Source organism: Marinoscillum sp. (assembly GCF_040222955.1).
Lineage (GTDB): Bacteria > Bacteroidota > Bacteroidia > Cytophagales > Cyclobacteriaceae > Marinoscillum.
Window position 1 is genome coordinate 55,498 of record NZ_JAVKCA010000018.1, and the last position, 24,190, is coordinate 79,687.

Consider the following 24,190-nt stretch of genomic DNA (forward strand, 5'->3'; position numbering starts at 1 on the left):
GTTTTAATTTTTTTGATATGAAAAAAATAAACAGATGGGCGGGAGTATGCCTGTTGTCTTTGATGTTTGGGTGTAACACCCCTCAATCAGAGGCCCCGCAGGATTATTCATACCAGGTGCCAGTAGATTATTATAAGCTCAACAATGGATTGAAAGTGGTTTTTTCTCAGGATAAAACTGCTCCCACCGTGGTTGTGGCGGTATATTATAACATTGGGTTTAGGATTGAGCCCCGTGATCGTACGGGTTTTGCTCACCTTTTTGAACACATGATGTTTCAGGGATCTGAAAACCTGGGTAAAATGGAATTTGTGAAACTGGTGCAGCAAAATGGGGGGGTCCTCAATGGCTCCACCAGATTCGATTTTACAAACTATTTTGAAATCTTGCCTGCTCACAAACTACAAACAGCGTTATGGGCAGAGGCGGACAGAATGAGCGGATTAGCCATTACGGAGGATAACCTGATCAATCAACAGGGAGTGGTGAAAAATGAGGTGAAGGTGAATGTGCTTAATCAGCCTTACGGAGGATTTCCCTGGCTGGACATGCCCCAATACGCCAATGAAAACTGGTACAATGCTCATAACTTTTACGGAGATTTGGAAGACCTGGATGCGGCCACACTTGAAGATGTGAAAAGCTTTTTTGATACCTTCTACGCGCCCAATAATGCAGTGCTGGTGGTAGTAGGCGATTTTGAGCAAGAGGAGACCAAAGAGTGGATTCAGGAATACTTTGGCGACCTGCCTTCAGCTGAGTTGCCTCCGGTAGCGGATATTTCGGAGCCCAGGCAAACAGCCGAAAAGGTATTTAGTAAGCCAGATAAGCTTGCCACTCGGCCGGCTTTGGCCTTTGCCTATCATATGCCTGAGCGCAATACATCGGAGTATTATGCCATGGGACTGATTGATCAACTATTGCTTCAGGGGGACGACGCGCTGCTGAATCAGCGGTTTGTAAAGGAGAAAGGGTATACGGGCTCTGTGGATGGAGGGATCAATATGCTCGGCAATATGTTCAATTATAATGGCCCCATGCTGTGGATGGGATCACTCATTCATGACCAGGAAGTACCCTCGGATAGTATTACAGCGGTGTTGAATCAGGCGATTGATGACTTTAAATCAAAGGAAGTGACCCAGGAAGACCTGGACCGGGCATTGATTAAAATGAGATCGGACCTTTATTCCAATTTGGGAGGCTTTTTTGGATTTGGACGGGCTGACCTTTTAGCTTCTTTTGCCCTTTTTGATGATGATCCCGGAAGGATCAACCTCCTGGAAGGTGAGTTTAGGAAAATCACCCCGGAGATTTTGAAACGGACGGCTGAGGAATACCTCGTACCTGAAAACCGAACAATTTTGATTTTAGAACCTACCACAGAAGAAAATTGATAAGGTCATGAAGCGCATTATATTATACTTATTCAACATCGTTTTTTGTCTGGTTGTATTTGCTCAGAAACAAACACCACCCGCTGGAGGTACTCCGAAGAATTTCACCCTCCCCGAGAAGACCACTTTAAAACTTGATAACGGCCTGACCGTGGTGATGATCCCCTATGGAAACCTGCCTAAGGTGACTGTTAGTGCCGTAGTGAAAACCGGCAATATTCATGAAGCAAAAGGACAGGTATGGCTGGCAGATATCACAGCTGATCTGATGCAGGAGGGCACTATCACTCGCACTGCTCAGGAGGTATCTCTGGCAGCAGCGAATATGGGTGGCCAGGTCAATGTGAGTGTGGGGCCGAACCAGACCACAGCTTCCGGAGAAGTGCTGTCTGAATTTGGAGCGGACCTTGTAGACCTGATTGCGGATGTATTGCTACGACCTGCTTTTCCTCAGGGCGAGCTCAGTAGGTTGATCAACGACAGAAAACGCAACCTGAGTGTTCAGATGTCCAGGCCGCAGCCTCAGGCTACGGAGAAATTCAATAAGGTTATTTATGGAGATCATCCTTACGGAGATATTTACCCGACAGAGGAAATGCTTGATAGCTACACTGTAGCAGATGTGCGAAAATTCTACGATGACAATTTTGGCGCTCAACGCACAGTGGTCTACGTGGCTGGGGTGTTCAATGAGGGCGCTATGAAAGAAGCAGTAACCAACGCCTTTTCGCAGTGGGCCGCAGGCCCGGCTGTAAGCTTCGAGGTGCCGCAGGCGGTGGCTAAACCCGGAGTGGAAATTCTGGATAGAGCAGATGCCCCACAGTCTACCATCATCATGGGGCTGCCGGTAGTAGATCCTTCTCATCCGGATTTTATTCCACTTTCCGTGACCAATTATTTATTAGGCGGATCGTTCGCTTCCAGGATCACTTCGAATATCAGGGAAGACAAAGGCTATACCTATTCACCAAGAAGTACAGTTGACACCAGGTATGGCTCGGCCACCTGGTATGAAATGGCCGATGTGACCACTGATGTTACCGGGCCTTCTCTCAAGGAGATTTCGTACGAGATCAACAAACTGAGAAACGAGGTTCCTGAAGCTGAGGAGTTGGATGGGATCAAGAATTATAGAGCAGGGATATTTGTGCTGCAAAACTCGTCACCAGGCGGGATCATAGGTCAGCTTTCATTTCTTGACCTGTATGGACTGGATGACTCATACCTCACAGAATATGTGAAGAACGTTTATGCCGTCACTCCTGAGCAGGTGACCGAGATGACACGTAAATATCTTGACTATGAGAAAATGACTATTGTGGTGGTAGGGGACAAAAAGGTGATAGAGAAACAAATTGAAGACTATCAAAACGCTTTGGATAATTTCTGAAAGCGATTCCCTGAGAATAAGTTTTAACTCTTTGGTGTTAAAAAGGCCCTCAATCGCAGATTGAGGGCCTTTTTTTGTCAGACCTTTTCTGTTGTCACTTTTTCAAATCGTTTCAGGGCCAGGGCCGCCACATGCTCGCCTATGGCCAGTGAGGAGGTGGCTGCCGGAGAGGGTGCATTGCCCACATTGATCACTTTGTCGCTTTCCAGGATCAGAAAGTCATCGATAAGGCCGCCTTCCCGGTCGCATGCCTGGGCTCTCACACCTGATCCGCCCGGTTCCAGGTCAGATTTTTGAATTTCTGGCAGGAGCTCTTGCAGGGCTTTGGTGAAAGCTGATTTGGAATACGATCTGTAAAACTCACCCAATCCTGTTTTCCAGTATTTTGCGGCCACTTTTCTAAATCCTTTCCACCCCAGCGTGCCGGCCAACTCGCCCAGGTTGATGTCGGATTTGGTATAACCTTCTCTTCTGTAGGCCAGTACGGCATTGGGCCCCGCTTCAATTCCGCCACCGATCATGCGGGTGAAATGCACGCCTAGAAATGGAAAATTGGGATCCGGTACAGGGTAGATCAGGTTTTTCACCAGATGTTCTTTTTCCTTTTTGAGTTTGAAATACTCACCCCGGAATGGGATGATCCGATAGTTTACCGGTACACCAGTGAGCTTAGCCACTTTATCTGAAAACAGTCCTGAGCAGTTAATGACCAGTCGGGCCGTCAGGGTTTGGTGCTGAGTGATCACCTGAATGAACCCTTTATTTTCCTCAATGTCCAGCACCTTATTGTCCGGAAAGATGTCGCCACCAAAGTGCCGGATTTTTTCAGCATACTTGGCTGCTACAGCTTTATAGTCGATTATTCCTGTCTGAGGAACATGAATGCCCTGGATGCCATTGACATGTGGTTCATAGTTATTCAATTCCTCTTTGTTGAGCTTTTTCATCCCGGTGAGTCCATTTTGGATCCCACGCTCATAGAGCATATTCAGCGTGTCGATTTGCTCTTCGTTGGTGGCCACCACGATCTTACCACAGAGCTCGTATGGGATTTCTTCTTCGTCGCAAAACCTTAAGAGTTTGTGGTATCCATCCACACAGTTTTTGGCCTTCAGGCTGCCGGGCTTATAATACAGTCCTGAGTGAATCACCCCACTATTGTGTCCAGTTTGGTGGGTAGCCAGTCCTTTTTCCTTTTCCACTACGGCCACCCGCAGTTTGGGATTACTTTCTTTGATTTTGAGGGCAGACGCCAGGCCAACGATGCCTCCCCCAATTACGACTACATTATACATGCCTTTTCATACAGTTTGAACAGGCAAATATGTCGATTTTGATTTATTATGGAACTTGGGTGGGCCGATTTTATTCTACCCAATTACTACCTCATTCCATGCAAAGGATAGGGATGTGATTATTCCTCTGCTTTGAAGTTTAGCGAGATGCTATTCATACAATAGCGCTCTCCTGTGGGCTGTGGCCCATCATGAAAGACATGGCCCAGGTGTCCGCCGCATCGGGCGCATTCTACCTCAGTACGCACCATCCCAAAGGATTTGTCCATTTTGAGTACTACAGAGCCTTTGGAGTAGGGTTCGAAAAAACTGGGCCATCCTGAGCCCGAATCGAACTTGGTGTCTGATTTGAACAACGGGTTGCCACAGGCTGCACATTCATAAATTCCATCAGCTTTATTATTGAGTAGCGCACCTGTAAAGGCACGCTCTGTGCCCTTTTCTCTGAGCACATGATACTGTTCGGGTGTGAGTTTCTCACTCCAGTCCGCATCGGTTAAATCTATTTTCTCTGTTTTGCTCATTATTCAATTAGTTTTGCCTCTTATTATACTCAATAACAGTTCAAAGTGTTTTTTTTTCCGCTCATCAAGTAAGCTTATTTTTTTGCAACAAAAGGCGATGAAATCCTTTTAACACTTTTGACTTATCACAATCTATTAAAAACTAACATGAAAAAAAGACAATGGATGATCCTCGGGATCACATTGGGAGTTTTGGTATTGGCTTTTGGAATGAGCTTTTTCTTTGCCGGACAGAAGGAGGCCCCGGAAATCAAGAAACCACCTGTAGTAAAGAAATATGTCAAAACAGTCCCCGTTTCTTATGAGGACATTCAGACGCATGTAATGGCTTTTGGCAGGGTGCAAACAGCCCAATCTCTTGATTTGCTTTCAGAAGTTTCCGGAAGGATGTTTGAAGGTCAGGTAAGGCTCAAGGAGGGACAGAATTTCCGAAAAGGCTCTCTGCTTTTTTACATTGACGATAAAGAAGCCACGCTTACCCTTAAGTCTCAAAAAAGCAATTTTCTGAGGGACATTGCAGCCATATTGCCAGACATGAAGATTGACCATTCTGGTAATTTTGAGGCCTGGGAAGCTTATTTTGCTTCTATTGATATCAACAAAGACTTGCCGGAGCTACCGGAAGCCAAATCTGAAAAGGAAAAGACTTTCATGGCTACCAAAGGGATATATTCCACCTTTTATACCATCAAAAGTGCTGAGGAGCGCCTGAAGAAGTATCGCTATTATGCGCCCTTCGACGGGAGTATTTCTGAGGTGAATATGGAATCCGGTGCTTTTATTAATCCGGGAACCAAGATTGGAACCATCATCAGAACAGGCCTCCACGAGCTCAAAGTATCGGTGGAGACAAAGGACATTCCCTGGGTACAGCTCGGGACTCCTGTAGAGATTTATTCTGAAGAAACTCAGCAGAGTTGGGAAGGAGAGGTGATTCGGATGAGTGATTTTGTGAACCAAAACACCCAGTCCGTAGATGTTTTTATTTCTATAGAGCCTGGGAAACAGAAGATTTACGATGGACAGTTCATTCAATCCGCCATTCCGGCCCGGAAGGTGGAAAATGGGATGATTATCCCGCGAAGTGCCCTTTACAACTCCAATGAGGTTTTCGTGGTGGAGGATACACTGCTGAAAGTGAAGCAGGTGTTTGTGCATCGTACGATGGATGAGGATGTAATTATCAGTGGACTCGAGGTAGGTGAGGACCTGGTGGTGGAGCCACTTGTGAGTGCTCATAACAATATGGTCGTGTTTAAACTGGAACAAAAAGACATAGACCGTGAAACCGGAGCGCCTGATTCTGCCAACCCACCTGTCGGTGGAAACCTCGGATCTAACTAAAAATTGAGACTATGAGTACTATAAAAGGTCTAGTAGCCTATTTTGTTAAGTATCCTATAATGGCCAACATCCTGATTGCGCTGACCCTATTTGGTGGCGTGGTGAGCTTCCTGAATACGAAGAAATCTTTCTTTCCGACGGCCAAGGACAGGGTGATCAATATCTCCGTGACCTATCCCGGAGCTTCTCCTGAGGAGATGGAAGAGGGGGTGACCACCAAAATAGAAGAGGCGCTCAAATCTACTGCGGGGATTGATGAGATCACTTCCACTTCTTCGGAAAACAGTGCGAGCATCTCCATCCTTACTTTTGATAATTACGATATAGACGAGGTATACACAGAAGTAAAAAATGCAGTAGATGGCATTTCTTCATTTCCTGTGGGGGCCGAAAAGCCCATTGTTTACAAACAGCGCCAGCGCTCTACAGCTCAGTGGCTGGGTTTGACAGGGGATGTAAGCCTGAAAACGCTGAAGGAATATGCCGAGGGCATTGAGGATGACCTGTTGGCCACTGGCAGTATCAGTCAGATTAATGTGTCTGGTTTTCCGCCCCTCGAGATTTCTATTGAGGTGAGTGAAGAAACCCTGAGAAGGTATAACCTCACTTTTGATCAGGTAGCGAGTGCGGTCAGGCTGAACAATAGGGACATTTCGGCAGGATCTATTAAGTCGGCCAGCGAGGAGATTCTTATCCGATCCAAGGCTAAGGAAACCGAAGCTGATCAGATATCCGAGATTGTGGTGCGAAGTAATACCGATGGAAGCAAACTGCTTCTGAGGGACATAGCAACCATTAAAGAACAGTTCGCCGACCAGCCCAGCAAAGCTTTGCTCAATGGGAAACAGGCTGTTTTTCTGGAAGTAAGAAAGCTTGAAGCTGAAGACCTGACCGAAATATCGGAAGCTGTCGATGCTTATGTGAAAGAGTTTAATAAAAATAATGACGCGGTACAGTTGACTACCACGTGGGATTTCAATAACATGCTGACCCAGCGCCTGGACCTGCTAACCTCCAATGGTTTGGTAGGACTCCTCCTGGTTTTGCTTTCGCTTGGACTGTTTTTGAGTATCAGACTGTCATTCTGGGTGGCTTGGGGTATACCCTCGTCTTTCCTTGGGATGTTTATTCTCGGGTCATTTGTGGGGCTTACCGTGAATATGATTTCGCTTTTCGGAATGATCCTGGTGATCGGTATTTTGGTGGACGATGGGATTGTGATCGCTGAAAATATCTATGCCCATTTTGAGAAATCGAAGAATCCCATACAGGCAGCCGTAAGAGGAACCCTGGAGGTACTCCCTGCGGTGCTTACATCGGTGGTTACCACCATCGTGGCGTTCCTTCCCTTGCTATTCCTTACAGGAGGATTCGAATTTTTGAAGGACATGGCCTATGTGGTGATTTTCAGTTTGAGTTTCTCCCTGTTGGAGGCATTTTTTATCCTGCCAGCGCACCTTGCCAGTAAGAAGGTACTGAGTGTGAAGAAAGAAGACACCCGAAGCTATAAGATCAGAAAAGTGCTGAACAATGGCATTGACTTTATGCGATATAAGGTGTATGGAAGGATGCTGAGCTACTCCATGAAATACAGAATGGTGTCAATGGCTGTGTTGCTCGGCTTTTTGGTCGTAGTGATTGGTTTATTGGCAGGAGGCCAGATCAAGGCCACATTTTTTCCTCAGATCCCATTCAATAGCTTCAATGTGAACATCTCCTTCAAGCCAGGTGAGCGTGAGCAGAAAGTGGAGTCTTACCTGACCAGGTTCAATGAAGCCGTCTGGAAGGTCAATGACGACCTGAAAGAGGAATTTGAAACCGAGAAGGACATTATTACTTACACGTTCACTAATGTGGGCTTTTCCGGTGATGGTGAGAGCGGATCTCATGCGGGTAATGTGAACGTGATGTATGAGGAGTTGGACGAGTACGGAATTAACCAATTTGACCTGATCAATAAAATCAGGAAGGAAATTGGTCCTGTGCCCGAAGCAGAAAAATTTAGCATAGGTGGAGGTAACCGCTGGGGTAAGCCAGTTTCCATTATGCTTTTGGGTAAAAATTATACAGAACTCAAGGAGGCTAAGGACTTTTTGAAAAGTGAACTGGGCAATATATCCGACCTCAAGGAGATTCAGGATAATGTGCCTGTGGGGAGAAGAGAGATGTTGTTTGATTTGCGTCCCGAAGCTTATTTCCTGGGGTTGACGCATGATGACATCACTCGCCAAATGCGCCAGGGCTTTTTTGGTGAGGAAGTTCAGCGCTTTATGAAGGGCAATGACGAACTGCGTGTATGGGTGCGCTATCCCAATAGCGGCCGTGAAAGTATCAGCCAGCTGGAAGATCTTAAGATCAAGACAGCATCTGGCCAGGAATTTCCACTGACCCAGGTCGCCGACTATCGCATTGAGCGCGGCGTATCCGGGATCAAGCACTTTAATTCATCAAGGGCGGTGACAGTGGAGGCTGATTTGCAGGATCCTTTTGCAGAAGTACCCCCAATTATCAAGAGAATAGAGGAGACCATTGTGCCTCAGCTTAAGGCTAAGTTCCCTTCTGTGGCGATTGATTATGGCGGACAGTCCAAGGAAAGTGAACGTGCCAGAGCTGAAATAGGCTTGTTTTTCGGAGGAGCATTCTTGTTGATCTTTTTTATTCTGATGATCACTTTCAGGTCATTTTATCAAGCCCTGCTCATCGTGGTTATGATACCCTTGGGTTGGTTTGGTGCCATGTTTGGGCACGGGGTAGAGTCCTGGATCAGTGGCCGTGAGTTGCCGGTTTCGCTGCTGAGCGTGTGGGGCATGGTGGCCCTTTCCGGGGTGATTATCAATGATGCTGTGGTGTTCTTGTCAAAGTTTAACTCCCTGGTGAAAGATGATGGTTTAACGGTGTATCAGGCAGCATATGAGGCTGGTATTGCCAGGTTCAGGGCGATTATGCTGACATCCCTGACTACAGTGCTGGGTCTGTATCCATTGATCAAGGAAACCAGCTTTCAGGCTCAGTTTCTGATCCCTATGGCCATATCCGTGGCGTATGGAGTACTCATTGGCACATTCATCATTTTGTTGTTTTTCCCGGTTCTGATCCTCATTTTCAATGACGTCAGGAGAGCTCTACGCTGGTTTTGGACTGGTGAGAAACCTTCCAGGGAAGATGTGGAGCGTGTGCTATTGGACGAAAAGCGTCTGGAGGAATACAAGGAATCGGCTTAAACCTTACAATTTTTAACAAGACAATTTTGAAGTAAATGAAGTATTATACTTTACTCATTCTTTTTATAGCCGGTGGTTGGTTGGCCGAGGCCCAGGAGTCACTTTCGCTCAGTGATGCGATTGCTATCGCTCTGGAAAGGAACTATGACATCCGCATAGAGCGGAAAAATGTGATAGTGGCCGATAACAACAATAGCTGGGGAGAAGCTGGGATATTACCTTCTGTGAGTTTGGATGTCCAGAGCCAAAATAGCACACGTAATGAAAATAGGGGAGATCAGTTTTTTGGAGGTCAGACCTTCCCAGGCTTTAGGCTGAACGATCAGCGGAGCTTTTCAATGTCTCCTGCCCTCAATGTCAATTGGACTATTTTCCAGGGAAATAAAGCCATCATATCAAAAAGGCGTCTTGAACAGTTGCATTCAGAATCGATGCAAAATGCCGATGTAGTAGTATCCAATACGCTCCAAGCCATTATTCTGGCATATTACAATGCGGTATTGGAGAAGGATCGGTTGGCAGCATTTCAGACCCAGTTGGATTTGAGTAGGGACCGATATGAGTACACCAATACGAAGTACGAACTGGGAAGTGCAGTGACTTCAGATATACTACTGGAAGAAAATAACTACCTGACAGACTCTAGCAACTACATCAACCAACTACTGACCTACCACAATGCATTAAGGAGTCTGAATGTGCTGATGGTCAATGATGATATCAACGAAGAATACATACTCACCGACAGTTTGATCTTTGAAACTGAAACCTATGCGCTGGAAAGCCTGGAAGAGCAGATGTATTCTGAAAATGTTGATCTACAAAAAATTTACATCTCTCAGTCGATTTTGGAAACACAGGTAAAACAAAACCGTGCAGACCTGTATCCTACACTACGATTAAACGCGGGCTATCAATGGAATAGAAACGTAAATGACTTGACCAGTGCAGAATCCCCCGATGGCAACTATAACAATCCTGCAGAGCCATATGTGTCCAAGACCGGCACTTATTTTGCCAATTTCACATTGAGTTTCAATCTGTTTAATGGTGGCAAGGTGAACCGCGCTATCCGTAATAGTGTGGTGCAGGAGGATATCGGCAACCTTCGTGTTGATCAGTTGAAAACGGCATTGAGTCAGGACTTAAATGAGGCTTACGAACGCTACCTTATCAGAAGACAACTTTACGGTATCAGTGCAAGAAGTGCCGATGCAGCACAAACCAACCTTGATATCTCGCAGCAGAAGTTTAAAAGTGGCACCATCAATTCTTTTGATTTCCGAGTATTGCAAAATAATTATCTGACAGCTGTCACCCAAAAACTACAGGCACTTTACAACTTGATGGATTCCAAAGTAGAGTTGATGAGGCTGACCGGAGGATTGATCTCCGAGCATGCCGAGCCGACACCTGAGACTGCTCCATCAGATCAATAGGCATCGCGGATTGCTTCCAGCACCGTCTGCATCTCTGCCTTTACTGCACTTACAGGAGTGAGGTAGTTGTTGTTCATAAATGAAAAAATGAGTTTTCTGCCTGAGTTGGTGACAATGAACCCACTCAGGCAATGATTGTTGCTGAGCGTTCCGGTTTTGGCAAAAACATAAGGTGGATTTCCGGGGTACCAGTTTTTCAAAGTGCCGGAGGCTCCACCTGTGGGGAATATCATTTCTATTTCATTCCAGGACAGCTGCCCATATATCTGCGACAGGACCTCTACGAGGGATTTGGGAGTAAACAGATTGTATCTGGAAAGGCCCGAGCCGTCAACCCACTGAATGGGGGATGAGAGGTGCCATTCAGAAAGAAGGTGATTTCTGAAGGCATCCAGGTTGTTATACCCACTATACCTGGCGGCTGTAATGAGGAGTTGTTCGGCCAGGAAATTATCACTGCGCTGCATCATAAGCGTGAGTGCTGGAATCAGTGCTTCATTATACAGCGTGTTGTAACTACTCAGGGGAGTCTTGCTGAACGAGACTCCAGCGTTGGTAGTGTCTGAGAGAAGTCTTGCCAGGAGTTCATGACTATAGTCGAAAGGGATTTTCCTCTCGAATGAAGAGGTGTCATGCTCCATCCATATATTGAAGAGGTTAAATTTACGTTCACGATAGACAAGGCTTCCGGGCTTTTCACCCACAAAGAGACTGATATAGTCTTTAAAGAAAGCCGGGACCACACTTAGCGTATCCCTGTTGAAAATACGGACCTCATTGCCATAGATGGGCATCCAGGATCGCTCTGTTTGATAGCTGTATTGATAATCATCCCAGGCCCACCCGGGCCCAAAAGGAGTAAGTTCACTTTCTGGCAGGTGAATTTCCAGGGTCTTGTTTTTGAGTTTGTTAATAACTGGCTGGGTAGGGAAGTCCGTGTGGAGAAAAGTAGGATCACCCAACGGCTCCAGCCGGATGGTGTCAGCAAATCTCTGAGCTAAAAAAGAGGGGATAGAGTCTGGTAGAGATGTGAGACAGGCGAAAGTAGTGAGGATTTTAGTGTTGGAGGCGGGCGTAAAGTACAGATCCGCGTTTTTTGTTTTCAGATACTTCCCTGATAGCGGATCGTAGAGTGCAAATCCGGTGAATTCCTTCCTGAAAATTTCCGACTGTTTGAGATACGTATCTATATCTCTGGATGTGGCCAGTTTTCTCAGGGAGTTGCAGCTGGGGAGGATAAAGACTAAAACACAAAATATTGCAATATGCCAGAATGGGTGATTTTTCATGTTGTCAATAAAAATCCGCTTTTATTTAGAATTATGATGGATTTTAGCCTATTTTAGGAAGGAATAAAAGTCAACCATTATTTTTTTTGTAATATTTTTGTTTTTATTTTGGCATTGCCAATATGGACTAATTTCTAAGCCATTACCATTCACCAAATGAGCATACTCGACCTAATCACGCTATTAATATTTTTAGCCGCCGTATTTACCTTAATTAACATTACAGTTCTCAAGCTTCCCAGTACCATTGGGCTGATGGCTATTGCCCTCATGATGTCGGTGGTTATTTTACTGGCTGGTTACATATTCCCCTCGGTCACACGCGCTGCAGAGCATATTATTACTGAATTTGATTTCAAAGAGGTCTTGCTTGGTGTCATGCTGAACTTCCTGCTTTTTGCAGGGGCCTTGTCAGTGGATTTGAAGAAACTTCTGGAAGAAAGGGTGGCGGTGTTGGTACTGGCCACAGTGGGAACACTACTGTCCACTTTCATTGTAGGTACTTTGGTTTATTACATATTCCCTGTACTTGGTGTGGAGATTGACTACATCTTCTGTCTCTTGTTTGGAGCCTTGATTTCTCCTACAGATCCGATTGCCGTACTTGCTTTGATTAAGAAATTCGGGATGTCCAAAAATCTGGAAATTAAGATTGCGGGTGAATCTCTCTTTAACGATGGTGTAGGAGTGGTTATTTTCTTAACCATACTGGGAATCGCTCAGTCTACTTATGGTGGAGCTGAAGCTGCCCATGGCGCTCACGGAGCCGGTGAAATTACCGCGTCCTCTGTGGCTATCTTATTTGGTCAGGAGGTTGTAGGTGGTGTCCTGATGGGAGCCATTTTTGGTTTCCTGGGCTTTCGCTTGCTGAACTTTATTGACAATGATCACGTGGAGCTTGAAGTACTTGTTACACTTACCCTGGTGATGGTGGGAGGTCGACTGGCGGAGTTAATCCACGTATCGGGACCATTGGCCATGGTGGTGATGGGACTCTTTATTGGAAATGAGGGTAGGGATGAGAAGCTTGCCAATGCCACCGGAGAGTATGTGTTTAAGTTCTGGCACTTACTGGATGAGGCACTGAATGCTATTTTGTTTATTCTCGTAGGGCTGGAGATGATTGTGATTGCGAATACCTTCTCGCCTACCAGCTTTCTTGTAGGGGGCGCTGGTATCTTGATTGTGCTTACTGCACGATTTATCGGAGTTTCTTTGCCAATAAAAGCCATGTCTATTTTCCGTACTTTTGAACCAAAGACCATTATTATACTGACCTGGGGAGGTTTGAGGGGTGGTATTTCAGTAGCACTGGCGCTTTCTCTCGCAGAATTCACCTGGATGGAACCAGTCATTAAGGAAACCATTCTGTTTACAACGTATTGTTGTGTGGTTTTTTCTATTTTGGTTCAGGGCCTTACAATGGGATTTTTATTGAAGGATTAAAATAATAAAAACGATTACTTATGAAGATTAGCATAGCTGAGGGTTTGTATCTGATTGCCCTTGACGATGAAGAAGGACGCCTTTTGGCTGCGGCTGAAAAGACGATTGTGCCAGGACTGATTAGTGCTGCTATTCTTGAACTGCACCTTCTGAAGAAGGTGGGATTGAAAGACAACAAGATCTCGTCTGTAGAGCAGTCTGGTACAGGCAATGGCATTCTGGATGGTATTTTGCGAAAGCTCAAGACCGGATTGAATTTTCTGGATGCAGTGGAGGATCTTGCTCATCATTTTAAGGACATTCAGGAAGACCTCAATCAGCTGTTGGTGCAAAGGGGGATTCTGAGAAAAGAGGCTACGAAACTGATGTGGATACCACTTTCTGAAAGAATGGATAATGCCAATTATTCGTTTGAGCAGGATATCAGAAATAGCCTGAAAACCATCGTTTTTAAGAGTGCCAAACCTACTATCTCCTTTGTGATTCTGATGTCTCTGATTTACGACTGCCAGATTCTGGATGAGGTATTCAGAGACAAAGATGAACTGATCGATGCAGTGAAAGTTGCTAAAGATATGGTGGATTCTCCGGTACTTACTCCAGAAGTTGCTACAGCACTAAGAGAGCTGAAGAAGTATTTTGGGAATTAATCAATGAAATCAAGTGAAGTCTACTCCTGAACTGGAGTAGTACTTCTACTGCTACGGAGTTCGTTTTCCTCTAGTAGTAATAGCTCAGACTCCTCTTCATTTAGATAGTAGTTGAATAACCTTTCAAATTCCTCACTCACCCCTTCAGCTGGTCGCTTGGTGATAGCTGCATAGGTGAGTACCTGAAAATCCCTCAGCGTGCGAAAATAGGCCATCATGGTGTCCTGCTTTTCCATGAGCTTGTTGGCCCTGAAGGCCATAAAGCCAAACCCCTCATGCGGGTTGTTGTTGTCCTTTTCCAGAATGAGGTACTCTATGCCATCTACAGTTATTTTATCAAAATTGAAGACGATATCTTCGTGAATTTCTCTAGGCCTGAATGCCTCTCCTTCGTTGATGTCACGGTTTTCACAGCCATAGATGATAAGCACTGCAACGAGTGTAACGGCTAAATTTCTGTACGTTTTCATTTCTTATTCTTTGATGTCTCTCTGATATACCCTTCGTCTACTCCGAACATTTTCCTCAAAAGCTTAAAAGCTTTGCCATTCATGATGATGATGAGGTAATCTCCGGGAGCTATTTTGAGCTCACCCAATGGGTTTTTAATCAGTCTTTTGTTGCCATATTTATCCCTTTTGGTAATGCCGATGAGCACGGCATTGAAGCGTTTTTTGAGGTCGAAAAATACTTCCTGATACGCTTTACCCACGTATGGATTGGTGGGAATGATCAGAAGCTGCTTGATGTCGTAATCACCATCACCCCTGGCAAATGACATAATGGATTCACTGTAGCTGGCCACGTCCGGTTCGAACATGTAGGAAGCCAGCAATTTGGATGAAATCTCATGCTTGGAAATGGTATTGGTAACCCCAGCGCTTACAAAGGTGTTTTTGAGGTCTCCATTATCAAGGGTCACCACATAATCCAGGTTGGGGAATATCTTTTTGAGATTCAGGATGTACACTAGCTTCTCTGTGTCATTGTCCAGATTGACAAAGACAATAGAAGATTGTTCAATGTTGGTTTTTTTGAGTAGTTCCTGGCTTCCAAAATCACCGTAGAGGGTGAATATGTTTTTGGTTCCGTATAGATCTTTGATGTGATCTATGTCCTCCCGATTGTTGGTAAATATTGCTACCTGCTTCCCGACACCAATTAATTGTTCGAGAACCATTTTTCCGAACTCATTCCATCCGATGATCACAGCATGGCCTTCGAATGTCGTGCCATTGTAGCCTAGTTTTTTGTTTTCCTGAATAGTAGCCATAAGGTTAGTGAATTGACCGATTAATAATCCGTAGATACCCAAACTCAAAAAGATGAAAATATAGCCAATGGCTCGCCCGTATATTGTGGCAGGGAACAAGTCTCCATAACCCACGGTGGTGAGCGTAACAATGGAATACCACACGGCATTTTGCATATCTCTTATTGCTGACTGGTTGCTGTCCTGTTCCACATGCACCAATGCAGCCAGTAGTAGAAAATACACAATGAAGCCGGCGACAATTTTAATGGCTATGCTAAACGTCTTGTTATTTATGAGTTCCTTGAGCATGTGATGATCTTACAGACGAACCAAATATATATAAAAGGTTTCTCTTATAGTTCAATTCTTTACCGATTGATCGCTCAGAGAGGATAGTTTGGATATTATGGCCAATTTGCTGAAATATTAAGATTTGATCGAAAAAATATTGCAAACGATTGAGCTTTTGGTTAATAAGTAATCCACGAAATGTTATATTTCTGGGGAAATATTTCACTTTTCTGGGTGTGAGGTGGAAGACTACCCGGGTTTAATGGTTTGAGGTCACATGGTAGGGGCATAAATGACCAGGGATTCGGAATAGTTGAAATTATTGGTATTTCAAGAAAACTAATTGAAAATTATTTTTATTATAATGTTATATCCTTTTATTTTATGAATTGATAAAAAAATGACCATTATTGTTTAATCATTTGAATTCCACTCATCTTAATAAAATTCCTCCTATGCAAAGACACACTTATGATTATGGTGTAATTGGCAATTGTGCATATACCGCTCACATTCATACTGACACCAGCATTGCCTGGATGTGCTGGCCAAGATTTGACAGTAGTTTCATTTTTGGTAGTCTGCTGGATAAAGAAAAGGGTGGAGAGTTTTCCGTGAAGCCACTGGAGCCTGATTTTAAGACCAAGCAATATTATGTAGAGAACACCAACATACTCTGTACTGAAGTGGTGTCAGAGACTGGGAAATACCGGGTGACCGATTTTGCGCCCAGATTTTATCAGAATGATCGGTATTATCGACCGCTCATGCTGGTGAGGAAGATAGAGCGACTGGAGGGCAACCCCAGGTTGGTGGTAAAATGTGCCCCAAAGGGTAACTATGGTGAGATCAATCCACAGGCCACCATGGGGAGTAACCACATTCAGTTTTTGGGATTGGACGCCCATGTACGTTTGACCACAAACATCTCACTCAACTATGTAATGAGCGAGGAGAGCTTTGTGTTGAATGAAAATAAATACCTGGTTTTCACCTATGGGGCACCACTTGAAGGGCCACTACTTGAAACGATTGAAAATTTTCTATACAAAACAAAGAATTATTGGCGTGATTGGGTGAAGACTGCCAATATTGTGAATTTTTATCAACGAGCGGCCATTCGATCTGCCCTCATTCTTAAAATCCATCAGTATGAGGATACGGGTGCCATTATTGCAGCGGCTACTACCAGTTTGCCTGAGTCGCCCGGAAGTACCCGAAATTGGGATTATCGCTATTGCTGGATGCGGGATACCTACTATACCCTCAATGCCTTCAATAACATTGGACACTTTGAGGAATCCGAGAAGTATTTTCACTATATCCTCAATACCACAATAGAAGAGACCAACCGCTACCAACCGCTCTACGGCATTAGCGGGCAGAAAGCCCTGATCGAGAAGGAGCTTGATTTGGCAGGATATATGGGAAACCAGCCCGTTCGAATCGGTAACGATGCCTATACTCACATTCAAAATGATGTCTATGGACAGGTGTTGATCTCATTGCTTCCTCTCTATGCGGATAAGCGAATTATATTCACTGAGCGATTTGACTCATCTGAGCTGGTCAGCAAAACACTGGATATGATAGAGAAAACGTTTGACGAAACGGATGCTGGTTTGTGGGAATTCAGGAATTTGCGCCAGCATCATTGTTATACTTACCTTTTTCACTGGACGGGCAGTAGTGCAGCGCTGAAAATAGCTGATGTGATAGGAGATAAAGCCATGGGTGAAAAAGCTGCACGGTTGCAAAAGCGCTCACGGGATATGATTGAGAAATGCTACGTGCCTTCCAAGAAGGGCTATGCTCAGGCCGTAGGAGTGGAGCGCATGGATGCCAGCACCCTACAGCTCATCATGATGAACTATCTGGATGGCAACACGCAGGAGGCCAAGGATCACTTGAAGGCCCTGGAAAAGGAGCTACACGCCAAAGACGGACTTTTCTACCGGTATAAACATCAGGACGACTTTGGGGCACCAGAGACCACTTTTCTAATTTGTGCCTTCTGGTATGTAGAGGCCCTGGCATGCGTGGGCAGACTGGATGAATCCATCAGGTATTTTGAGAACATCCTCTCTTACTCCAACCACGTGGGGCTGCTCAGTGAAGACGTTAATGAAAAGGATGGAGGCATGTGGGGTAACTTCCCACAGGCATATAGCCATGTAGGTCTGCTCAATGCAGCCTCCAGAATCGCAAGAAAACTTGATAAGCCTGACTTCTTATAGCAGGCTTTTCAGGAGTTTCCTGATGTCATGAAAGTCAGTGACCCGATATTTGGCCGCTGACGAGGTAGTGCCCACCTTGATGGTGTAGGCACTATCCGGCATGACTTTGAAAGTGTCCTCGTCTGTCCAGTCATCTCCGCAGGCCATCACAAAGTCTGAAGGGTGCTTATTGAGCCACACCGTGGCAGCACGTCCTTTGTCAATTTCAGAATTTTTGATTTCCACGACTTTATTGCCTTCCAGTACTTTCAGGTTTCGGTCTACGGTAATGTATTTCAGGTGACTGGTAAGCTCTCTGGTACGGGCCTCTCCCAGGCCGGTTTCTACCTTGCGGTAATGCCAGACCAGTGAGTAGTCCTTTTTCTCTACAAAACTTCCGGGAGTACGATCCACGTAACCATCCAATACCTTCATGATAGGACCTTTCCAATTGTCATTCAGGCTGGTAAGTGTTCTGAATTTTTTCCCTTTTTCTTTGATCCAAACGCCATGCTCGGCTATGATTTCCAGATCAAACTCAGACAGCCAGTCCTCCAGGGTGTCTCTGCCTCTGCCACTGATTACGACCACCCGGTTTCTTTTGTCTGCAGTCAGTTTGGCCAGGATTGCCTTCAATCCTTTATCTGGTTTGGTTTTCAAAGGATCACTATCAAATCCTACCAATGTGCCGTCATAGTCCAGAAAGATCATTCGCTTCTTGGCGGCCTGATAACCTTTGGTGAGTCTTGAAGTGATGGTTTTGTCTAGCAGTTGGGTTTCCAGGGCCTTCTGCTCATGCTTGATGTGGTTCAGACGTTCCATGAACAGGTTCACCCAGTGGTGGATGTTGTACCTCTGCAACGATCGCTGCATGCTGATCATATTGGCCATTTGTTTTTTAACAGGCATCGTCAACGCCGTTTTGATGGCATTGACTAGTTCACCCATATCGTTTGGATTGATGAGGATGGCGTCAGAGAGTTCTTTGGAAGCTCCGGCCATTTCGCTCAGGATAAGTACCCCTTTTTTGTCCAGCTTACTGGCAATGAATTCCTTACAAACAAGGTTCATTCCATCTCTCATGGGAGTGACCATGGCCACCTCGGCCATTCGATAAAATGCAGACAGTGCATTGAGCGGGAAGGAGCGATAAAAATAGTGAATGGGGGTCCAGTTCAATCGGGAATAATTTCCATTGATCCGGCCCACAAGGAGGTCTATTTCTTCTTTGAGTTCCTTGTATTTACCTACCTGATCTCGTGAAGGTACCACGACCATGAGCAGAGATACTTTTTCTCTATAGTCGGGGTTTTGCTCCAGAAACAATTCAAAAGCTTTGAGTCGTTGTGGAATACCCTTGGAATAATCGAGCCTGTCGATAGAGAGTATGAGCTTTTGATCACCGATGGATTCTCGATATCGGGCTTCTCTTTCCAGGGTTTCCTTTGCTGCAGCAGATTCAGCGTATTTGTCATAGTCAATACCCATGGGCAAGGCATCCACCATCACTTTTCTGTTGTCCACATTGATCATTCCATTGCTATTGCCGAGCCCCGCCAATCTGTTGACTGATGAGAGAAAGTGCCGCATGTCATCGTAGGTGTGGAAGCCGAGAAAGTCTGCTCCCAGCATGCCCTCCAGTAACTCTCTGCGCCATGGCAGCAGTCTGAAAGACTCATAGGATGGAAAGGGGATGTGAAGGAAAAAACCAATGCTGGCCTTTGGAGCAAATTCTCTCAACATCTCAGGTAAAAGCAGGAGCTGATAATCGTGTACCCAAATGGTGTCTTCTGGCTCCAATACCTCGGCGATGGCACGGGCAAATTTGCGGTTTACCTTCTGATAGGCACGCCACATGTCATCATCAAAAACGATGTATTGATTGAAATAGTGAAAATTCGGCCAGAGGGTCTCGTTGCTGAAACCTTCGTAGAACTCCTCAATCTCGGTATTGGTGAGAAATACCGGTTTCATGCTCTCTGTTTTCAGCTTTTTGGTGATCTCTTTTTGATGATCAGTTTTAGAGACTGCCAGTCCGGGCCAGCCGATCCAGATGTTGTCTCCATCTTTGTATATAGACCCTAGTCCCGTGGCAAGTCCACCCTCGCTGGGCATATAGTTATACTTTCCGTTCTCCTGAGAGATTTTTACCGGTAATCTGTTTGATACGATGATCGTTTTGGCCATAATGCTTTACTTTCTCTTTTAAAGATACAATCCTTAGTTCTTTTTGTTAGAAAAGAGTGATGGGTCAATGCAAAGAATGGGCCGGGGTTTTACCCAAAGTTATTTCTTAATCTTATCTTGGTAAGTCTTCTCTTCGTATCTAAAGGGAAATCACCCTTCATCATCCAATCGTAAAAGCTAGGTTCCTTTTGTAAAACTTCTGATACGAGCTTTCCACGATGTTTTCCGAAATTGAAGGTTTCTTCGCCTTTGTCATTGTAGACCATCCTGCCGGCCAAATCCACCATTTTCTGATTGGTCAGTTCATGAAGGATGTTCATGTCATTGGTGATGGTGCCTAATTCTTTTCCAAGAAGATCCTTGACGGTCTCACCTTCATATTTATCTATCTGAGCCATCAATACCTCATAAGTAGCCTGAGTGTCAGCCAGGGCGCTATGGGCATTTTCCAGTGGTTTGCCACAGTAAAACTGATACGCAGCAGAGAGGTTTCTCTTTTCCATCAGGTGAAAAATTTTCTGAGCATCCACCAGTTTTCGGTTATCTACCTCAAAATCCACATTGGCTCTTAGAAACTCCTCCACCAGCATAGGCACATCAAACTTCAGGATATTGAAGCCAGCCAGGTCGCAGCCCTCCAGCCACGTGGCCAGGGATTTGGCCACCTGCTTGAAATTAGGTTCGTCCTTGACATCCTCGTCATATATGCCATGAATCAGGCTGGTTTCCAGGGGAATAGGGATGGTGGGGTTGATGCGTCTGCTTTTTTCTTCAACCGTGCCATCGGGCATTACTTTAAGTAACGCCATTTCCACTATTCGGTCATTGGCAATATTAGTACCTGTGGTTTCCAGGTCAAATACGACCAATGGGTTTTTTAATTTGAGCATTATGCCTTTGATTTTAGGGCTGAGTAAAACTGGTCATCGGAGACGCCAATGCGGTTAAGCAACGCTTTGGCTCCGGCGGCATGATTCGGAAAACGAACATTCTCTGTCTTGACGGTCACAGAACCTCCACTTGTCTTCAAAGAAAAACCACCTGAGACAACCTCGGCGTCCAGAGAGGTATATTCTATCTCTTTTACATCTTCACGCTCTTTTTTACCCATGAGTAAAGCCACATCGTCATCCTCAAAATAGAGGAAACAACCTGCTTTGGGTAGGTTGTCGGCCAAGGTCTCAAACTCTGCGAGGTAGCTATCGAAAGAGTCGTATGAAGATGGTATGTCTTCTTCTATTTTGTGAATCAAAAGGATATGAATGCCCAATTGATGAAAGATGGCCTTTCCATTGTGCTGGTCATCACCCCCCTTCATGATCACGATGGGGGCGTCTGTACTGGTGAACTCGGTGCCAAGGGTATAGAAATCCGCGGGTTTGTTGATATGCTTCAATACCAGTTCTACGATTTCGAAAATTTCCTCTACACCATGGTTGCCTCCAATGTATATGCGCTGTTTATTTTTAATTAGGTCTGTGTTTATCTGCATGGGTTTGTCATCTCTGAATTTCAAAAATAAACCAAAAAGGATCGGGGGCAAACTTTTAGACACATTACACCGGAACTAGATTTATCCACAGGGTAGTTTGTTGGTAAGTGGTGCAAAATCACTCGTTCCACAAAGGTGTCAATTCGCACCCTAGTACCTAAGTTTGCTAAAGGAATTCAAAACGTAACATATGGAGGGAGGGAAATCATCGGCACTAAAGGCCACAGCTAAAAACAGGAGACTTACCGTAGGGGATCTTTCCAGACAACTGGGGAAAGTACCACCTCAGGCGGTGGAAATTGAGGAAGCTGTGTTGGGTGCCCTGATGCTCGAAAGAGATGCTCTCACCAATGTAATCGAAATATTAAAGCCTGAGAGTTTTTACAAGGATGCTCACAGGATGATTTTTGAAGCGATTGTTCAGCTGTTTAACAACAGTGAGCCGGTAGATATCAAGACGGTTGTTCATCGCCTGAGAAAGAATGGGCATCTGGACATAGTAGGAGGAGCTTATTACGTGTCAGACCTCACTACCAAGGTGAACTCCGCTGCCAATATTGAATACCACGCCCGTATCATTGCAGAGCAATCGATCAAAAGGGAGTTGATTCAGATTTCCTCTGAGATTCAGCAGGATTCTTACGAGGATACCACCGACGTTTTCGATCTTTTGGACAAAGCCCAGCAGGCTCTTTTCGACGTATCTGAGTCGCATATCAGGAAGAACTATGATAAAATGAATGCCCTGATGCATCAGGCCATTCAGGAGATTGAAGATCGTAAAAATCAAAAAGATGGCCTTACGGGTATCGCCAGTGGATTTACCTCACTGGACCGGATTACTTCAGGCTGGCAGCGTTCAGATTTGGTCATTATTGCGGCAAGGCCTGGTATGGGTAAGACGGCCTTTGTGGTATCTGCACTTAGAAATGCCGCCATTGACTTCAAAACGCCAGTAGCTATTTTCTCCCTGGAGATGTCTTCTGTACAGCTGGTGCACAGGATGGTGTCAGCAGAAGCGGAGCTGGAGAGTGATAAGCTGAGAAGAGGAAACCTTCAGGCATATGAGTGGCAGCAATTGATCAGTAAGACAGGCAAGCTTTCAGAAGCGCCAATTTTCATTGATGATACTCCGGCCTTGAGTATTCTGGAGCTTCGTGCCAAGAGTAGACGACTGGTGGCTCAGCATGGAGTTTCCCTCATAGTGATTGACTACCTGCAGCTCATGACAGGGGATACTTCCAAGAGTAGTGGAGGGAATCGTGAACAGGAAATCGCCTCTATATCAAGAGCGCTGAAAGGAATAGCCAAGGAACTAAATGTACCGGTGATCGCTCTGTCTCAGTTGAGTAGGGCAGTGGAAACACGAGGTGGTGACAAGCGTCCACAACTTTCCGACCTTAGGGAATCGGGATCTATCGAGCAAGACGCGGATATGGTAATGTTCCTTTACCGCCCTGAATACTATGGTATGACTCAGGATGAGAATGGTATGCCACTGCAGGGGATTGGTGAAGTGATTATTGCAAAAAACAGACATGGCAAGCTGGAGAATGTTCAGTTGAAATTCATCGGTAAGTTCACCAAGTTTGAAGACCTGGATGCCTCCATCAGTGCGACCAACGATACCTATGGAAGTTCGTTCCCAACCACTGGCCCTTCTAATTCCGATTTTACCATTACCATACCAAGCAAGGCCAATAAAAAGGATGGTGGCGATGACGAAATGCCATTCTAAATGAAAGCAATTGTAGTCAGAGCGATTGATCAAAAGTACAATCTGGAGTTTTCAGAGGTTGCTGATCCGATTCTGAGACCAGATCATTGTCTGGTGAAAATAAAAGCAGCCGCTCTTAATAGGCGTGACTACTGGATTTCTGTGGGAAAATATCCCGGAATCAAAGATGGGGTGATTTTGGGTTCGGACGGATGTGGAGAGGTAATGGAGGGAGATCCGGCCTGGATAGGAAAGACCGTTCTGATCAATCCGAACATCAATTGGGGCGATAACCCCGAACATCAATCTGCACAATACTCCATTCTGGGGACCCCTGAAAATGGAACTTTCGCAGAATATTTAGTGATACCAACCAATCGTTTAGTGGAAAAGCCTAAACATCTGAGTGATACAGAGGCTGCCGCATTCCCACTAGCCGCGCTTACTGCTTATCGGGCAGTATTTAGAAAGGCCGGCATTCAGGGAAATCAAAAAATACTCGTGACCGGCGTAGGAGGCGGGGTGTCTCAATTTGCTTGCGCTTTTGTACTGGCTCTGGGAGCCGAGGTGTATGTGACCAGCAGTAGCGACACCAAGCTGACCAGAATGATTGAAATGGGTGCTTCCGGAGGGTTTAACTATGGTAATCCGGAATGGGTGAAAGAAGCGGGTGGAAAAGTGAATAAGTTTGATGCCATCATTGACAGTGCCGGGGGAAACGCCATCAATGACTACCTGCGGTTGATTCAGCCAGGGGGATATATTGTGGTTTATGGTAGTACTACCGGGAAAACAGAAGGACTTGATTTGTTCAGATTATTCTGGTCACAAGCCTCTATTGTGGGATCTACCATGGGCAACGACGAGGAATTCACATCCATGATTGCGTTCATCTCTCAGCATCAGATCAAACCGATTGTTGATTCCGTGCATCCATTTGCCCAGGGGATAGAGGCAATTCAACAAATGGGAACTTCCAGTCAGTTTGGAAAAGTGGTTTTAGAGATGTAATAAAAAGCGTCTGGCATGTCCAGACG

General features: G+C 45.2%; 18 protein-coding genes. 10 read left to right on the forward strand and 8 right to left on the reverse strand.

Going from position 1 to position 24,190, the window contains the following annotated elements; all coding sequences use genetic code 11:
• Positions 1 to 17: 17 nt before the first annotated feature.
• Entirely contained in the window at positions 18 to 1,397 is a 1,380-nt protein-coding gene (locus RIH33_RS15625; RefSeq protein WP_406653258.1) for a M16 family metallopeptidase, read from the forward strand.
• 7 nt (positions 1,398 to 1,404) lie between these two features.
• A complete protein-coding gene (locus RIH33_RS15630) occupies positions 1,405 to 2,787 on the forward strand; it encodes a M16 family metallopeptidase (protein ID WP_406653259.1) in 1,383 nt (460 codons plus the stop codon).
• Between the two features lie 77 nt (positions 2,788 to 2,864).
• On the opposite strand, the gene lhgO is transcribed toward RIH33_RS15630, so the two are convergent.
• Together lhgO and msrB are read right to left on the reverse strand one after the other, a co-directional pair.
• Complete coding sequence (gene lhgO / locus RIH33_RS15635) at positions 2,865 to 4,082, reverse strand: L-2-hydroxyglutarate oxidase (protein WP_406653261.1); 1,218 nt, start codon at positions 4,080 to 4,082, stop codon at positions 2,865 to 2,867.
• A gap of 119 nt (positions 4,083 to 4,201) precedes the next feature.
• Positions 4,202 to 4,606 carry a peptide-methionine (R)-S-oxide reductase MsrB gene (gene msrB, locus RIH33_RS15640; RefSeq protein WP_406653262.1) on the reverse strand — a complete coding sequence of 135 codons (405 nt, stop codon included), beginning with the start codon at positions 4,604 to 4,606 and terminating at the stop codon, positions 4,202 to 4,204.
• 147 nt (positions 4,607 to 4,753) lie between these two features.
• On the opposite strand from msrB, the gene RIH33_RS15645 reads away from it, so the two are divergent.
• From RIH33_RS15645 to RIH33_RS15655, 3 genes are read left to right on the forward strand one after another with little or no spacing between them, the layout of a single operon-like run.
• Positions 4,754 to 5,950 (forward strand): efflux RND transporter periplasmic adaptor subunit, encoded by a 1,197-nt coding sequence (locus tag RIH33_RS15645; protein ID WP_406653263.1) that lies wholly within the window; start codon positions 4,754 to 4,756, stop codon positions 5,948 to 5,950.
• Between the two features lie 11 nt (positions 5,951 to 5,961).
• The gene (locus RIH33_RS15650; protein WP_406653264.1) at positions 5,962 to 9,171 is read left to right on the forward strand and encodes an efflux RND transporter permease subunit; all 3,210 of its coding nucleotides are present in this window, start codon (positions 5,962 to 5,964) and stop codon (positions 9,169 to 9,171) included.
• 35 nt (positions 9,172 to 9,206) lie between these two features.
• Positions 9,207 to 10,610 (forward strand): TolC family protein, encoded by a 1,404-nt coding sequence (locus RIH33_RS15655; RefSeq protein WP_406653266.1) that lies wholly within the window; start codon positions 9,207 to 9,209, stop codon positions 10,608 to 10,610.
• Here RIH33_RS15655 and RIH33_RS15660 read toward each other — a convergent pair.
• Positions 10,604 to 11,899, reverse strand: coding sequence for a D-alanyl-D-alanine carboxypeptidase (locus RIH33_RS15660; RefSeq protein ID WP_406653268.1), 1,296 nt, complete (start codon positions 11,897 to 11,899; stop codon positions 10,604 to 10,606). The genes RIH33_RS15655 and RIH33_RS15660 overlap by 7 nt on opposite strands.
• A 156-nt stretch (positions 11,900 to 12,055) precedes the next feature.
• On the opposite strand from RIH33_RS15660, the gene RIH33_RS15665 reads away from it, so the two are divergent.
• Together RIH33_RS15665 and RIH33_RS15670 are read left to right on the forward strand one after the other, a co-directional pair.
• Positions 12,056 to 13,345 carry a cation:proton antiporter gene (locus RIH33_RS15665; protein ID WP_406653269.1) on the forward strand — a complete coding sequence of 430 codons (1,290 nt, stop codon included), beginning with the start codon at positions 12,056 to 12,058 and terminating at the stop codon, positions 13,343 to 13,345.
• Positions 13,346 to 13,365: 20 nt separating this feature from the next.
• Positions 13,366 to 13,995, forward strand: a complete 630-nt coding sequence (locus RIH33_RS15670) for a GPP34 family phosphoprotein (protein WP_406653270.1) — start codon at positions 13,366 to 13,368, stop codon at positions 13,993 to 13,995.
• A gap of 20 nt (positions 13,996 to 14,015) precedes the next feature.
• On the opposite strand, the gene RIH33_RS15675 is transcribed toward RIH33_RS15670, so the two are convergent.
• Positions 14,016 to 14,465 (reverse strand): hypothetical protein, encoded by a 450-nt coding sequence (locus RIH33_RS15675; RefSeq protein WP_406653271.1) that lies wholly within the window; start codon positions 14,463 to 14,465, stop codon positions 14,016 to 14,018.
• Positions 14,462 to 15,559, reverse strand: a complete 1,098-nt coding sequence (locus RIH33_RS15680) for a potassium channel family protein (protein ID WP_406653272.1) — start codon at positions 15,557 to 15,559, stop codon at positions 14,462 to 14,464. The genes RIH33_RS15675 and RIH33_RS15680 overlap by 4 nt, the downstream gene beginning before the upstream one ends.
• Before the next feature lie 437 nt (positions 15,560 to 15,996).
• Between RIH33_RS15680 and RIH33_RS15685 the strand changes: the two genes are divergently transcribed.
• Positions 15,997 to 17,778: a glycoside hydrolase family 15 protein gene (locus RIH33_RS15685; protein ID WP_406653273.1), complete on the forward strand. Its 1,782-nt coding sequence runs from the start codon at positions 15,997 to 15,999 to the stop codon at positions 17,776 to 17,778.
• Here the strand turns inward: RIH33_RS15685 and RIH33_RS15690 are convergent.
• From RIH33_RS15690 to RIH33_RS15700, 3 genes are all read right to left on the reverse strand, one after another.
• Positions 17,773 to 19,944, reverse strand: coding sequence for a bifunctional alpha,alpha-trehalose-phosphate synthase (UDP-forming)/trehalose-phosphatase (locus RIH33_RS15690; protein ID WP_406653274.1), 2,172 nt, complete (start codon positions 19,942 to 19,944; stop codon positions 17,773 to 17,775). The genes RIH33_RS15685 and RIH33_RS15690 overlap by 6 nt on opposite strands.
• A gap of 89 nt (positions 19,945 to 20,033) precedes the next feature.
• Positions 20,034 to 20,837: an exonuclease domain-containing protein gene (locus tag RIH33_RS15695; RefSeq protein WP_406653306.1), complete on the reverse strand. Its 804-nt coding sequence runs from the start codon at positions 20,835 to 20,837 to the stop codon at positions 20,034 to 20,036.
• Positions 20,834 to 21,436 (reverse strand): hypothetical protein, encoded by a 603-nt coding sequence (locus RIH33_RS15700; RefSeq protein ID WP_406653275.1) that lies wholly within the window; start codon positions 21,434 to 21,436, stop codon positions 20,834 to 20,836. Before RIH33_RS15700 ends, RIH33_RS15695 begins: the two co-directional genes overlap by 4 nt.
• A 190-nt stretch (positions 21,437 to 21,626) precedes the next feature.
• On the opposite strand from RIH33_RS15700, the gene dnaB reads away from it, so the two are divergent.
• Positions 21,627 to 23,174: a replicative DNA helicase gene (gene dnaB, locus RIH33_RS15705; protein ID WP_406653276.1), complete on the forward strand. Its 1,548-nt coding sequence runs from the start codon at positions 21,627 to 21,629 to the stop codon at positions 23,172 to 23,174.
• The gene (locus RIH33_RS15710; RefSeq protein ID WP_406653277.1) at positions 23,175 to 24,164 is read left to right on the forward strand and encodes an NAD(P)-dependent alcohol dehydrogenase; all 990 of its coding nucleotides are present in this window, start codon (positions 23,175 to 23,177) and stop codon (positions 24,162 to 24,164) included.
• Positions 24,165 to 24,190: the final 26 nt, after the last annotated feature.

Coding starts and splice junctions, on each gene's coding strand:
- RIH33_RS15660 (WP_406653268.1), bottom strand. CDS start 11,899: ATGAAAAATCACCCATTCTGGCATATTGCAATATTTTGTGTTTTAGTC.
- RIH33_RS15700 (WP_406653275.1), bottom strand. CDS start 21,436: ATGCAGATAAACACAGACCTAATTAAAAATAAACAGCGCATATACATT.
- RIH33_RS15625 (WP_406653258.1), top strand. CDS start 18: ATGAAAAAAATAAACAGATGGGCGGGAGTATGCCTGTTGTCTTTGATG.
- RIH33_RS15675 (WP_406653271.1), bottom strand. CDS start 14,465: ATGAAAACGTACAGAAATTTAGCCGTTACACTCGTTGCAGTGCTTATC.
- dnaB (WP_406653276.1), top strand. CDS start 21,627: ATGGAGGGAGGGAAATCATCGGCACTAAAGGCCACAGCTAAAAACAGG.
- RIH33_RS15710 (WP_406653277.1), top strand. CDS start 23,175: ATGAAAGCAATTGTAGTCAGAGCGATTGATCAAAAGTACAATCTGGAG.
- lhgO (WP_406653261.1), bottom strand. CDS start 4,082: ATGTATAATGTAGTCGTAATTGGGGGAGGCATCGTTGGCCTGGCGTCT.
- RIH33_RS15665 (WP_406653269.1), top strand. CDS start 12,056: ATGAGCATACTCGACCTAATCACGCTATTAATATTTTTAGCCGCCGTA.
- RIH33_RS15630 (WP_406653259.1), top strand. CDS start 1,405: ATGAAGCGCATTATATTATACTTATTCAACATCGTTTTTTGTCTGGTT.
- RIH33_RS15680 (WP_406653272.1), bottom strand. CDS start 15,559: ATGCTCAAGGAACTCATAAATAACAAGACGTTTAGCATAGCCATTAAA.
- RIH33_RS15685 (WP_406653273.1), top strand. CDS start 15,997: ATGCAAAGACACACTTATGATTATGGTGTAATTGGCAATTGTGCATAT.
- RIH33_RS15690 (WP_406653274.1), bottom strand. CDS start 19,944: ATGGCCAAAACGATCATCGTATCAAACAGATTACCGGTAAAAATCTCT.
- RIH33_RS15655 (WP_406653266.1), top strand. CDS start 9,207: ATGAAGTATTATACTTTACTCATTCTTTTTATAGCCGGTGGTTGGTTG.
- RIH33_RS15670 (WP_406653270.1), top strand. CDS start 13,366: ATGAAGATTAGCATAGCTGAGGGTTTGTATCTGATTGCCCTTGACGAT.
- msrB (WP_406653262.1), bottom strand. CDS start 4,606: ATGAGCAAAACAGAGAAAATAGATTTAACCGATGCGGACTGGAGTGAG.
- RIH33_RS15645 (WP_406653263.1), top strand. CDS start 4,754: ATGAAAAAAAGACAATGGATGATCCTCGGGATCACATTGGGAGTTTTG.
- RIH33_RS15650 (WP_406653264.1), top strand. CDS start 5,962: ATGAGTACTATAAAAGGTCTAGTAGCCTATTTTGTTAAGTATCCTATA.